14 protein-coding genes and 1 pseudogene are annotated in these 12736 nt (G+C 32.4%); 1 reads left to right on the top strand and 14 read right to left on the bottom strand.

Annotated elements, in window-relative coordinates:
• Window positions 1-46: 46 nt before the first annotated feature.
• From NST05_RS06090 to NST05_RS06135, 10 genes are all read right to left on the bottom strand, one after another.
• The gene (locus tag NST05_RS06090) at window positions 47-187 is read right to left on the bottom strand and encodes a hypothetical protein (protein ID WP_012775552.1); all 141 of its coding nucleotides are present in this window, start codon (window positions 185-187) and stop codon (window positions 47-49) included.
• A 260-nt stretch (window positions 188-447) separates the two neighbouring features.
• Window positions 448-672, bottom strand: a complete 225-nt coding sequence (locus NST05_RS06095; RefSeq protein WP_340742989.1) for a helix-turn-helix domain-containing protein — start codon at window positions 670-672, stop codon at window positions 448-450.
• Window positions 673-1275: 603 nt separating this feature from the next.
• Complete coding sequence (locus NST05_RS06100; RefSeq protein WP_340742928.1) at window positions 1276-2031, bottom strand: SDR family NAD(P)-dependent oxidoreductase; 756 nt, start codon at window positions 2029-2031, stop codon at window positions 1276-1278.
• A 12-nt stretch (window positions 2032-2043) separates the two neighbouring features.
• Entirely contained in the window at window positions 2044-3237 is a 1194-nt protein-coding gene (locus NST05_RS06105) for a thiolase family protein (RefSeq protein WP_340742990.1), read from the bottom strand.
• A gap of 34 nt (window positions 3238-3271) precedes the next feature.
• Window positions 3272-4018: an SDR family oxidoreductase gene (locus NST05_RS06110; RefSeq protein ID WP_340742929.1), complete on the bottom strand. Its 747-nt coding sequence runs from the start codon at window positions 4016-4018 to the stop codon at window positions 3272-3274.
• On the bottom strand, window positions 4018-4656 hold the full coding sequence (locus tag NST05_RS06115; protein ID WP_340742930.1) for a hypothetical protein: 639 nt from the start codon (window positions 4654-4656) through the stop codon (window positions 4018-4020). The genes NST05_RS06110 and NST05_RS06115 overlap by 1 nt, the downstream gene beginning before the upstream one ends.
• 33 nt (window positions 4657-4689) lie before the next feature.
• The gene (locus tag NST05_RS06120; protein ID WP_340742931.1) at window positions 4690-5172 is read right to left on the bottom strand and encodes a hypothetical protein; all 483 of its coding nucleotides are present in this window, start codon (window positions 5170-5172) and stop codon (window positions 4690-4692) included.
• 10 nt (window positions 5173-5182) lie between these two features.
• On the bottom strand, window positions 5183-6025 hold the full coding sequence (locus tag NST05_RS06125) for a Cof-type HAD-IIB family hydrolase (protein ID WP_340742932.1): 843 nt from the start codon (window positions 6023-6025) through the stop codon (window positions 5183-5185).
• Complete coding sequence (locus tag NST05_RS06130; protein WP_340742933.1) at window positions 5973-6764, bottom strand: AfsA-related hotdog domain-containing protein; 792 nt, start codon at window positions 6762-6764, stop codon at window positions 5973-5975. Before NST05_RS06130 ends, NST05_RS06125 begins: the two co-directional genes overlap by 53 nt.
• 19 nt (window positions 6765-6783) lie before the next feature.
• A complete protein-coding gene (locus NST05_RS06135) occupies window positions 6784-7128 on the bottom strand; it encodes a carboxymuconolactone decarboxylase family protein (RefSeq protein WP_340742934.1) in 345 nt (114 codons plus the stop codon).
• Window positions 7129-7274: 146 nt separating this feature from the next.
• On the opposite strand from NST05_RS06135, the gene NST05_RS06140 reads away from it, so the two are divergent.
• Window positions 7275-7631 (top strand): MerR family transcriptional regulator, encoded by a 357-nt coding sequence (locus NST05_RS06140; RefSeq protein WP_340742935.1) that lies wholly within the window; start codon window positions 7275-7277, stop codon window positions 7629-7631.
• A gap of 496 nt (window positions 7632-8127) precedes the next feature.
• On the opposite strand, the pseudogene NST05_RS06145 reads toward NST05_RS06140, so the two are convergent.
• From NST05_RS06145 to NST05_RS06160, 4 genes and pseudogenes are all read right to left on the bottom strand, one after another.
• Window positions 8128-10016 (bottom strand): annotated as a pseudogene (locus tag NST05_RS06145) (SAG1250 family conjugative relaxase).
• A complete protein-coding gene (locus NST05_RS06150; protein WP_212575954.1) occupies window positions 10003-10368 on the bottom strand; it encodes a MobC family plasmid mobilization relaxosome protein in 366 nt (121 codons plus the stop codon). Before NST05_RS06150 ends, NST05_RS06145 begins: the two are co-directional and overlap by 14 nt.
• A 9-nt stretch (window positions 10369-10377) precedes the next feature.
• Window positions 10378-10737: an SAG1252 family conjugative relaxosome accessory protein gene (locus NST05_RS06155; protein WP_044979926.1), complete on the bottom strand. Its 360-nt coding sequence runs from the start codon at window positions 10735-10737 to the stop codon at window positions 10378-10380.
• A 490-nt stretch (window positions 10738-11227) separates the two neighbouring features.
• On the bottom strand, window positions 11228-12643 hold the full coding sequence (locus NST05_RS06160) for a HEPN domain-containing protein (protein WP_010730302.1): 1416 nt from the start codon (window positions 12641-12643) through the stop codon (window positions 11228-11230).
• Between the last annotated feature and the right edge of the window lie 93 nt (window positions 12644-12736).

Raw genomic sequence — 12736 nt, forward strand, 5'->3', positions numbered from 1 at the left:
TACACTTTTATTTTACATAATTTATGTGAACTTGTCCGCTTAAATCTTAAATTTTTTCTAGCTGTCGTCCCAATAAATCATCTAGTATATCTGTAAGACTTAATGGTTTATCTGTAACCTTCACAATAACTTTATAACCTTCAATCATAATCTGTGGTGACTCAGCACCTGTACTTGTTTTTTCCATATTTTTAATTCCTTTTATTTCAAAATTGTACTTCGGTGGGTATGATTGGTTAAATCACTCATGGGCACCGAAGCCACAACGTGCGCCTGAACGTTCAGAAGTATCATTGTCCTTATTTGTGGTCATGGCAGATAGAGAACCACTCTATTTTTTAGCTAATAATTTTCGCTCCTATCACGGCGTATCTCACTAAATTGCTCGACAAATAAGAAAGTCCCACCTCGGTTTATTCAATTGTCAATGTACAAATCAAGGAGAGACTATTTAATATTATTTTTGATTCGGTGAGGAAAATCTGTTAATCCGAGCAAATAATCAATGCTAACGTTATATAGATTTGACAGTTTAATTAAGACTTCTGCTGACAAGATTCTTTCCCCTCTTTCAATTTTAGCATAGGCTGAATGAGTAAAAGAAAGATAGGTAGCAATTTGTTTCTGAGTAAGGTCATTGTCTTCCCTCAAATCTCTTAAACGCTGATACATCACATCTAGTTTTCTCCTAAAAATAGTATAGATTAGAATGTAAGAGTTTATTCAAAATTGTCCTAATTGGACACATTTTGAATCCTGATACAAAATTCCTTTCAAAACTTGATTGATGTTTAAGTATTTTTATTGAAGAATGATTACTCTAAAAATGTATAGAATTACTTTATTGATAACGTAATTCTATGCCTTTTCTGCTATGTGACTTTCGGTCCGTTTCGCTCCACAGAAGTAAAACGTGGTGCAAAAGACACATAGTTTATCACACACAAAGTGGATGTGTACATACCATATCGTTTTTTCCTTATTTTCCAAATAGTTGAGCCGAATAATCAGTCAAATAAACACGTTATTAACGACAATAAGTGAGGCTTTTTTAAAATGCATGATTTTCAATAAATAGAGACATACTTTTTTGATAGCACTAAGATTGAAGTCAGTACGTTAATCCAAAGGATAGCTTAAACAAAGTAAAAGCCAGCGTCTTAAGGCACTGGCTGGTAATGTAGCTTATAGCTACTATTCAATCCACTCGTTATACAGATTGTCATGAACTTTCTGAAGTTTTTGCCAAACCGCAGAAAAAATTGTCTTAATAAATTAGTGATTAAACAATGGTCCGCTAAGATGAAATTCAAAATTTGTAACATCAACTAAACCAACAACTTTGTGACTTTGATATAATTCCATCAAAAATTGTGCCATCTCTTCACTTGTGTGATATTTAGCAAAATGCTCATCATAATCATATTCTTTCAAATCTGTAGCAAGTTGACCGAATTCTGTTTTTGTGGCAGCTGGAGCTAAAACCTTAGCTTTTAATTGATGTTGATTTGCCTCTAGTTCCAATGCCAAGCCTTCTGTAAAAGCACTGACATAAAATTTACTTGCACAGTATGTAACTGCATTTGGAACCATCATGTATCCGCCTCTAGATGATACGTTAATCAATTGAGCGCCTTTACAATCTTTATAATCTCTCACATATAGAGTTGATAGAATTGTTAAAGCTTCAATGTTTAGATGGATTAATGTTATTATCTTTTCTAAATCTTGAGATTCAACCTTATCATAATTTCCAAAACCAGCATTATTTATTAGAGTAGTAATGTGATATTTTTTTAAACTTTCATAAAGAGCGAAAACATTACTGGATTTCGATAAATCAACAACTTTAATAACAACATCTAAATCCGGATAATGGTCCAAAATCTCTTGCTTCAATTTTTCTAGTCGTTCTTGACGCCGAGCAATTAAAATAAGATTCGTTCCTAATTTTGCAAATTGTCTTGCTACCTCCGCTCCTATACCAGAACTAGCCCCAGTAATACAAGTATAATTCTTTATTTGTTCCACACTATTTCTCCTTTAAAAATTGCTATTTTCATTTTTTATAAGAGTGGCTAACCCCATTCCTCCACCTATACACAGAGAAGCGACTCCATAATTAACTTTATTTTCAATCAACTCATATATTAGAGTGGTCAGTATTCTGCTTCCTGAAGCTCCAACTGGATGCCCTAAAGCAATAGCTCCACCTTTAGGATTAACCTTGCCCATTTCATTGATTCCCAATTGCCTTATGGAAGCTATCGATTGTGCAGCGAATGCTTCATTCAATTCAAAAATATCAATGTCATTTACATCCATGTTTTGTTGAATTAACAATTTCTTTACAGCAATTTCTGGTCCCATCCCCATTAATTGAGGTTCTAAGCCTACTAACGAAGAATCTATCCATTCTGCTAAAGGAGTTAATTTGTAATTATGAAGAACTTTTTCTGAAACTAGCATAAGGATAGAAGCACCATCATTTATGCTTGACGAGTTTCCAGCGGTGACTACTCCTGACTCTTTAAAAGCACTTCTTAGCTTTGCTAATTTTTCAATATTTGTATCAGGACGAATATTTTCATCAGTCTCAATTATGGACCTTACTCTACTATTTTCCACTACAATATTAACAATTTCATTTTTGAAGCTTCCATGTTCTGTTGCATAGGTAGCCTTCTGATGGCTTTCAACAGCATATTTATCCATTTCTCCCCTTGTAATAGAGTATTTAGCCGAAATGTTTTCCGCTGTAATTCCCATGTGGTAATTTCCAATAGAATCAGTAAGAGAATCTTTTAGCATGGAATCAATTAAAATACCATCCCCCATTTTGTATCCTGATCTTGCTTTATCTAATAAGTATGGAGCATTAGACATACTCTCCATTCCTCCAGCTAAAACAACTTCAGCTTGTCCTGACATAATAAGAGAGGCACCTAAATTAACACTTGACAAGCCTGAACCACACACATCATTAATGGTAATTGCTGGTATGGATTCTGGAAGGCCAGCTAAACGACTTGCTGTTCTAGCTGGATTTTGTCCTTGACCTGCCTGCAACACATTTCCTATCAATATTTGGTCAATTTTTTCTTTAGGCAATTTGGATTGTTTTAGCACTGCTGATATCACTTTCGCTCCTAGTTCTGAAGCTGAAAAAGTTGATAGGTTTCCGCCAAATTTACCTATAGGCGTTCTTTTAGCACCTACAATAAATACTCTTTTCATATCTGTCACTTCTTTTCTATTTTTAGAAACAAAATCAAAATCCTGAATACGCACCATTGTCAACATTTATTGAAGTTCCTGTTATTATATTATTCCTTTCATCTGCTAAATATAATACAGCTCGTACAACATCCTCCGTTTGAACTAACTTTAAGTACGGGTCTGTCAGAAAAAGTAATTCTTTTTTTCCGGAAGCTATAATTTGATTAATTGTTTCTTTCCAGAGTAAAGATTGGACTGCTCCTGGGTTCACCGCATTAACTGTAATATTTGTTCCAGCTAACTCAAGTGATAAAGCTTTAGTAAAAGACAGCAATGCAGCGTTAATCACTGAACCTACTATAAAAAATGGACTTGGCTGTTTCCCAAAAGTACCTACGACATTGATAATTCTACCATTATTCGCATTCTTCATAAGGGGAATAACTTCTCGAGATACCCTAATATATCCTAGTAGTTTTAAATTAATATTTTCTATCCAGTTAATATCTGATATTTCTTGGATTCCTCCTAATGGCCCACCCCCAGCACTATTAATCAATAATTCTATGGTATCGTACTTATCTTTTATACTTTGAAAGGTATGAACTATATCCGACAAATTTTTAAGATTAACAGAGTATATTTCAATATTATCTGGTGAATAATTTTGTAAATTTTTCAATTTTGATAAATTTTGAGCAATGGCAATAACTTTATAGTTATTCAAAATTAATGATTCTACAATCTTATATCCTATACTTCCTGTAGCACCTGTTACAATAGCGATTTTTTTATTCATTATTCTACCTTTTCATATTCAAAAGTTTGTAGTCCTTGCTCACCACTTTTAATATGATCATGACCTGCTTCTTTAATAATTTGTTTGTACTCATCAGTCAAAAAGCTAGCTCTGTACTCATCAGGGTTTCCTTCAAATTCAGTAACAAATAGTACTCCCGGAACAGTAGAGAAAACTGAATGAAATGCTAAAAATGAAGTAACTTTATCATTTCTTTTTACAAATTCAAAAATACGACGTCTCCTCCATTCTAAATAAAAATCAATATTAGAAAGTGGAACTTCAATTGAACGCAGTTGCATGTATTTTGTTTTCGGAATAAGTTGTTTACGTTCAAGAACTTCTTCTACTAATCCGACAATAGACTGATGAAAATCACTTTGCATATATTTTGATTGATCATTAACAAACTGTTTAAATTCATTGCTCTCTACAAATTGTTGAATAACAGAAAAATCCTTTACTTCATATAAAACAACTAAAGAATTTTTAGTTAATCCTTTATATAAAACAGAATTTTCAAAAAAATTCGATACCTTACTATTGGTCCATACATTTGCAGCTTCATCTAATTTTCCTTTTTCTACTTCCCACTCCATCACAGCAAGATAAGGGGCATTTTTAATTTTTAAGTTCATAGTTATTTCCTCCTTGTATTCACGCAAATAAATCTACTTAACTTCTCGACTTTTATTTAAAAAATCTGGATTCCTTCCACTAATGCTATTTTGGAACCAATTCTCAGGAATGATTTCTCTAATATAAATAACTGTATTATCACCAGATATTTTGTGCTTTGTCATAAAATACTGTGTTAATTTATTAACTAGATTGGTTTTGCTTACAAGTGATAATCCTGTCCACGTATCAATCGAAATCATAACAAGCTTCTCTACATCCGAAATGAGACTAGGGGAGGCGTAATAATCATCTGACTTAATGGAGATACGTCTACTTAAAATTCCAAATTGTGAATTAATGGGTGATACACCACCCCTGGAAACTTCGTCATCTCCTACAGTTGATATATGTACTTGAATTTTATCTGGAAGTACATTCCATTCTTCAATAACAAAATCTGTAGCAACTTTCATAATTTCTTGCTTCTCAATAGATGAAAAGTTTTTATTTGAAATAATAGTTAATAATGGCATTTTCTCCTCCTTATAATAGTAAATTTTGCAAGGCCTTTAGCACCCCATTTTCATCGTTACTTAGTGTAATGTAATCAGCAATTTCTTTTAATTCCTCACATGAGTTTCCCATTGCAATACCGATACCCGAATTCAATAGCATTTCAATATCATTATAACTATCACCAAAAGATATAATATCCTCTTTGAGTATATTTAAAATCTTAGCAAAATGAGTGACACCTTCCCCTTTAGATGTATTTTCAGGAAGAATTTGTAACAGCCAGAAACTTTTATCTGGAATTAAAACATATGAAAAATTTTTAAATTTGTCCATAATTTGTCTTAAAATATTATCTAGTTCACTTTTCTCGGAAAGAAATAACAAAGAGATTACAGTTTCTTCTATTGTTGACAACTCACCTTTTTTTATATTAATACCCAAATGTTTGGCATATTCTTTAGACATTGAAGTGATTTTATCAGTTATGACTTCATTAGTTAAATTCAAATGTAGAGGTACTTGAAATCGTTTATGTAATTCAATAGAAAATTGAACAATTTCACTTGGAACGTGATTTTCATAATAGCATTTTCCATTCTCTAAGTTTGAAATTACAGCACCATTATGTGAAATAACAACCTTAGAAATATTTAGTCTTTCTAGTGAATTATAAACCGCAAGAGGCATTCTACCAGTCGCAAAAACTATTATTAAATCCCCAAAGTTTTCTCTATTTACAAAATTAATTAATTCTATCGGTAGTTTTCCACTTGAATCAAGACTTGTGCCATCCATGTCTAAAGCAAGAAGTTTAAAATCAGATAATCTCTTTTTCAAACTTAATAATTGGCCAATTTCCTTTTTCTGCAATGTTATAAGCTCCTTCCTTTAACAGTTTTCTCTTATTTCTATATGCTTCTTTTGTTCTAAAGGCATAGGCTCCAAGGTAACCTTTCGCAACTAGTTTATCCTCTTGGTATACGCCAAAAACAATGTACATCGCTCCTCCGTCGGATTTGTTAATAGGGATAATATGAACAACGAATGGGATAAATGTTTCAATATATTGGAAATATTCAATCTTCAAATTTGTTAAGGCTAAGGATGAATCATACTTAAGATTATTAATATGAAACGCCGCTAACATTCCTTGCCGAATAATCTCAAATAGTTTTATGCCATCAACATGGTCGGACATATGATCACTATCTAATTCTTTCCAATCCGAGTAAGCTCTAAATGCAATACTCTTACCAAAGGTTTCATATTCAGACAAAAGAACATTTTCTTGATTTTCCTTATGAGCTAGCTCTTTAGGCAAATAGGTTCCATTATTAGATAATTTATATTGGATATCTATTGGCAATTTAACCATATCAATCAACCCGTACGCCTCTTGGGGTGATAAATAATCCCACTCAAAATCATTTTGAATAGCCAATAATTGTTCTGGAGTCAAAGCTTTCCCGTCTTTTTCAACTTCTTCAATTAACGAACCGTATACTGATAAAATTTTTGCTAATTCAGTACTATTTCTATATAAAATAATGTTCTCAGACGGGGTACCTAAATTTGTCAATTTAAATTTCATTAATTTTTTCCCTTTCATTAAATACTTCTTTTGCCACTTAAACAGCATTTAGAACTTTTGGAAAACCAACATATGGGATACATTGGATAAATGTTTCAAGAATTTTTTCCTGACTTAGACCAACATTTAAAGCTCCATTAATATGAACTTTAAGTTGAGGTCGTGTTCCACCCTGAGATAACAAACTTGTAATAGTAATCATTTCTCGCTGTTTTAGGTCAAGTGATTTACGATTGTAAATTTCTCCAAAAACAAATTCTAAAATATAATTTCCAATATCTTCTGCTACTCCATCGAGGGCTTTTATGACTTCATCGCCAACTTCTCCATCTATGGTCTTCAGGTACTTCAAACCAATTTTTCGTCTTTCCTCCTCATCCATATGGTATTACCTCCTTCCCTAGCTTTTTATCAAATTCCTTTGATGCTTTGTATTTTACATAGTAAAGTGCACTTTATGTCAAGAGAAAACTATAAATTTTTTAAAAATTATGCTAAAATAATCAAAAAATAAAGGAGTGAAGTATTATGACTCACTATTCTATTGGAGAATTTGCTAAAAAAACTGGACTTTCTGTTCCAACTCTTCGATACTATAAACAAGAAAAATTAATTTACTCACATAGAGAAGAAAATAATCGTAGATACTATGATGATTCTGATATTGCATGGACTCAATTCATCATTAGATTAAAAAAAACTGGAATGTCTATTAAAAATATGCAAGAATATGCTTACCTAAGATACAAAGGAGACTCCACAATTCCTCAACGCCTTAGGCTACTATTTTTTCAACTTGATGAACTTCATGAGCAACAATCTAAAATTAACCAACATATTGATTTTCTTGAAAACAAAATTAAAACTTATTTAGGATTAAATTAATAAACATCCGTTATATTAGGTAACCAAGCATATGAGCTTTTACGCTCATACTATATTCCTTTTGACTGGTTTCAAGCATAACTGGATAAGTCGTAAAATAACTTTCACTCTAATTTTGAGTGTCCAAAGGTTTCGTCAGCGTAAATATTCGATTTCAAACTATTCTAGACTTGATGGAACTGTTTCGATTAATTTTCTCAATCGAATCATTTAAATTATAAGTATTACAAATGGTTTGGTGCAATGCGCAAGGAAAACTTTCAATCTGAAAGAGCATGTTTGATAATGGTCTAAGACCATAAAATGGTTCATATTCTAAAAACTTTGAGCAAAACTTTGCAGTTGCAACAAAAACTAGGTACTCTGAGAACTAATCAAGAAAAAGATTATGGTGGATTCTGCGGTAGGTCTGACACCCTTATTGAAGCACCCCATAGGTAGCTAGCGATAATGACAATATTGATTTCCCGTTGTAATTAGATATATTTGTTACACCTCATTTTACAACAGGGCAAACTATTTCTTTGTATTTTGAGTTAATATTTTGTGATACTAATTTTATTTTCTTATTATTCAGTACATTCACAAATGTTTCCAAGCTTTTTATGAGTGCTTCATACCTATCAATATCATTACCGAGTTCCTGTTGTAACATATATTTTTCTTCAGTCACTTGTTCTAATGTGCTTGATTCTGTTAAGTTCAGTTTTAAAAATTCATACCTAGCTAGTTTTCTACTACTCGGGTCTTCACTCTTTAGGTTGATAAGCACTTCCGCCATCTTGTTTAAGGTGGCGATTTTTTCATTGGTTTGATTCAGTTTGGTATCTAGCTCTGCTATTTCTGTGACCAACTCGTCTTTAACATCCTGGTATTTTTTGTCTATCTCTGTTAACTCAATCAAGAGGTTAATCTCAGAAATCTTTTCTTGAAGTCTTTCAACAGTCGGTCGTCTGTATGGTATTACTCGACTATCGTTGGTTAGCTGTCTAATCAAGGTTCGTCCTTTTATATACTGATTCTTATCCGAATGTTCTTTGTTGTAGATAAAGTATGAGGCTGTCTCACGGATATAGACTTTATATTTTGTCTGATTCTCTTCTTCAAGAATATCTAATTGATAGTTGGGAATGAAAATAAGACCACTCTGTTTGATACCGAATGCCACTTTGATATAAATCCCCGCATCAACTAACTTCTCTATTTGGTGCTCTGCAAGTTCCACTTCAAATTCATGAACGGCATCTCGTTTTTCCTTAAATTCCTCAAAGGCTTCCTCAATTTCTTCAGCGGCTACCTTCTCCTTATCTCGTTCTTCTTGAAAAGCATGGTACTGTTCCTGTAAATTCTCTAATCCTTCTGAATCACCAACTTCCATATTTTTAAAGTAATCTTGAAAAAAATTGACATCATATAATTTCTTATCACTTATTTTTTTATGACTCAGACTGAATTGCTTTCTACTTTCTTCAAGTATAAAGATTACATTTTTTTGTTTTAAGTCAATGGTTAGATTCAATTCTTTTGCTTTTGTTAGTAACTCTTCTAAAGAATTAACACGGTTCAACAAAAATTCTAATCGACTTTCAATCTCTTGTTTGGCGAAATGTGTACGAAAAAATTCTTCATCATATAAATCTCGTTTACTGAGTTGGCGTCCTCGAATTGGTTTTGTCATTGCTCTATCTGTCATCATGAATCGACTATGCTTCTGACTAAAATCAATATGAACATGTAACTGCACCGCTTTTTCTAAAAAATCATCAAAGGACTTTGAGTGCTGCATCAAAAAATAAAGACGTTGCTTCAATTCAAATTTATGACTAGACTGCCTATATTTTTGATAGTCACGGTAGGAGAAACGGTTTTCAATAATTTTCGCTCCAGCAATCTTAGAAATGCGGTCTGAAATCATACGAAGGTTTCGTTCCAAGGCATAATTCCATATCAACTTTTTATCTGAATTACGGTCAATGGCGTTGATTAGGATGTGATTATGAACATGATCTTTGTCTGTATGAGTCGCTACGATAAACTTAAAGCGACCTCCTGTTAATTCCATCATGGTATCATAACCAATGCGGTTAATTTCTTCAGGTGTCAGATTATCTTCAGGAGAAAATGATTGAATGAGGTGATGAGCATGGATATTTTGTTGGTGTTTTTCTTGTCGGTCATTTCTGGATTCGTACAACTTGTCGTTATTGGTAAAGTTGACATTGTACATTTCTACCATTTCTTCATAGCTAGAGAAGTCTAAATAATTGCTCATGCCAAAATCAGATACCAATTTCAAATTGTCCGTTTTATCAGGAATGAGAATATACTTAATTAAACGCCTACGATATTTTTTCCGTGTGTCGCAAAGTGTTTAGTGACTACCATGGAGCTCCTTCAGTCTTTTCACTTCAACTTGAAATTCTTTCTCTACGCCAGTAATTAACTCACTAACTCCCTTACTTAATTCTTGTAACTGTTCCTGGGAAATCAGATGACTTTGATTGATCGCACGCGCAATTTGATTAATGTTATTTCCAATCCGTCTCAATTCAAACACTAACTGCTCATAGGTATCAGTGTTAATCGTGACAAAGGACATATTGGGATTAAGCAGAACTTTTCTAGCATATACTGAGAAATTTTGACAGTGACTCTTAGCAATTCGCTCATTCAATTGGTGTAATTCTGAATCTGTTAGAAATACTTTTTTGAGATTAGTGCGATAACGATAAACCATAGCAGCCACCTAACCAATATATTTTTCACGAAACTCACGACTGAGTGGCTGAGTCTGAGTCACTTCCGCAATCAATTCTTGAACACAGGTTAACAAGATTGACACATGCTCTTGGGTCACTTGGTGATTTTCTCTTGCGACAATCAAAACTTCATGTACATCACGACAAATCTGTTCTAACTTTTGAGATTGCCAAAGGGAGAACCATTCTTTAGCAACCAACTGTTTATTATCAGTCATCAAAATTTTGTCTCTCACAAATGGTGAAAAGTGACGATACTTATCAACCTCCATCATCTTTTCAATCTGTTTTAGTTCATCTGAGGTTAAATTTACCTCTTTTCGAATATCACGGTACTGTTCAGACATCTTTTTACCTCACCTTCATCCTTTATCGGGTAAGACCCGCCCCCGTGTATCATACGGGAAATTTCCTAAAGCCCTTGTTCGGTCTTTGCGAGCTCAGGCATTGTGGTCACAATACCCAAAAAATCATATCGCCAGCTAACCAAAACCTTCCAGTTTTGACAGCCAACGATAAGATAACTTGGTGGCTTCGCCCCCAAACCCCCAGTGAAAAATCAAAACTTGATTTTCTTAGGAATGATATTAGGATAACAGGGATGATTTGGAAAAGTTATCACAGTATGAAAAAAAAGAGAGAGCTAAACAGCTCTCTTTAAAACCTAGCAATGATACGATGACAATAAATCTCAATAAACGAAAGTAACATTCATTACATCTATATTTTTGAATTTAATCATCAATCATTAAAAATTAAGTTATCAGACGACTAAATAGAACATACAAAAATAGAGTGAATATAGGTGAAACAATAGCTAATAGCTCTGTATTTAGTTTATTTATTCATTTTTCCATATTTATCTTCAAAAGCTTTTTTGATACTTAAAGTTGTTCTAACATCTCCCCATCTTTGAACTAGCTTTTCTTTTAATTTTTGATGATCCGAAAAACCTAATTCCGAATAAATATAGTAATCTAAAATTATCAACAAACAATTATTACAGATTGTTAATTCCTCTTCGGATAGAACTTTGCCTCTTTCTTTTATTGACTCATCATAGTGAATATAATAATTTCTAGTATTAGCAACGATAAATGGAAACTCCCACATACTAATGTCACCAGTTATAAAAAATACCTGATATTCTGCAAGCATTAAATCAGCAAGCCTACTTTCAAGAGTAATAAAACTCTTTGATTTTGCCAATAGAAAACTTTCCATACCATCTGTTCGACCATCTGTTAATGTTTTTACTCTGTCTTTAAATTCTCTCATGGTTCCTGCTTTAAACCTAGCATGATAAGTTTCTAGAGCTTGAACAACATTTAAAAATAGTCTTACTTGGGATATTCCATTCATATATAGCAATTCCATATAAAGCTCTATCACTGGCTTTAATTTATGATAAGAAGCTAAATAATTTTTAAAACTATTATTTTTTAGCAAATCATCTAAAAGAAAAGATTTTAGTATATACCTACCATAATAGTTTCCCTTAAATCTATCCTTTCTGATAATAGGGCTAATGATATCCAATGTTCTAGAAAATTTATGTTCACTATCATATAAATCAAATTCTAAATTCGATAGCCCTTGAATTTTATGAACAACAATTTCTCCAACAAGTGTCAATTCAATTAATCTTTTAATCTTTTCAAATAAGTTAAAAAAATTATCTAAAAAGGTTTCGTTTGAGAATTCAATCTCAATTAACGTTCTTTGAATCAGTTCAATTTTATCTTTAAATAATTCAGACTCATGAACAGGAAGCATCGTACCCCTAACATGATATTTAATATTCACGTTATCATCTTCATAAATTAATGTACCGCTATCAGAATCATTATAAACACCATAGTTTTCTCCAATCGAATATGCAGATTTTCCTCCCCACCTCATTACACCACTAATTTCAAAAAATACACTTTTAAATTTATTTTGAAACTTTTTTAAATCCCGAAACCCACTCACATAGTATTTTGCACCAAAAGAAAAAACAGATGTTCTAGATGAAACATTACTTGAAACCCCTTTAGAACGAAATACATCAAATAATACAAATTTTGCACCATTTGATAATTCGACTTTTAATTCAGTAATTTGGTCTGGCAATTCCAATGTACTAGGAAGTGCTTCCTTAACCTCTATTTCAAGCAATATTCCACCATCTTCATCATTCAAATAAAGGTGACACTCTCTTTTTTTACCCTGTAATTCCACAGCACCACTACCATGATAAGACAATTCCATATTAATTCCTCCAATTGAATCTATTTAAATTGTAATATGTAACTTAATAAAATTATCAAAATGTTTCTTAAAACAATTGTAACATAAGCAAAA

It is taken from the genome of Streptococcus sp. FSL E2-3494, assembly GCF_038007085.1.
Classification (GTDB): Bacteria; Bacillota; Bacilli; order Lactobacillales; family Streptococcaceae; genus Streptococcus; species Streptococcus thermophilus.

Bases quoted from the DNA above. Each gene is read 5' to 3' on its own strand.
- NST05_RS06090 (WP_012775552.1), bottom strand. From the start codon at position 187: ATGGAAAAAACAAGTACAGGTGCTGAGTCACCACAGATTATGATTGAA.
- NST05_RS06160 (WP_010730302.1), bottom strand. From the start codon at position 12,643: ATGGAATTGTCTTATCATGGTAGTGGTGCTGTGGAATTACAGGGTAAA.
- NST05_RS06140 (WP_340742935.1), top strand. From the start codon at position 7,275: ATGACTCACTATTCTATTGGAGAATTTGCTAAAAAAACTGGACTTTCT.
- NST05_RS06105 (WP_340742990.1), bottom strand. From the start codon at position 3,237: ATGAAAAGAGTATTTATTGTAGGTGCTAAAAGAACGCCTATAGGTAAA.
- NST05_RS06120 (WP_340742931.1), bottom strand. From the start codon at position 5,172: ATGCCATTATTAACTATTATTTCAAATAAAAACTTTTCATCTATTGAG.
- NST05_RS06095 (WP_340742989.1), bottom strand. From the start codon at position 672: ATGTATCAGCGTTTAAGAGATTTGAGGGAAGACAATGACCTTACTCAG.
- NST05_RS06110 (WP_340742929.1), bottom strand. From the start codon at position 4,018: ATGAATAAAAAAATCGCTATTGTAACAGGTGCTACAGGAAGTATAGGA.
- NST05_RS06155 (WP_044979926.1), bottom strand. From the start codon at position 10,737: ATGTCTGAACAGTACCGTGATATTCGAAAAGAGGTAAATTTAACCTCA.
- NST05_RS06115 (WP_340742930.1), bottom strand. From the start codon at position 4,656: ATGAACTTAAAAATTAAAAATGCCCCTTATCTTGCTGTGATGGAGTGG.
- NST05_RS06130 (WP_340742933.1), bottom strand. From the start codon at position 6,764: ATGAAAGGGAAAAAATTAATGAAATTTAAATTGACAAATTTAGGTACC.
- NST05_RS06150 (WP_212575954.1), bottom strand. From the start codon at position 10,368: ATGGTTTATCGTTATCGCACTAATCTCAAAAAAGTATTTCTAACAGAT.
- NST05_RS06135 (WP_340742934.1), bottom strand. From the start codon at position 7,128: ATGGATGAGGAGGAAAGACGAAAAATTGGTTTGAAGTACCTGAAGACC.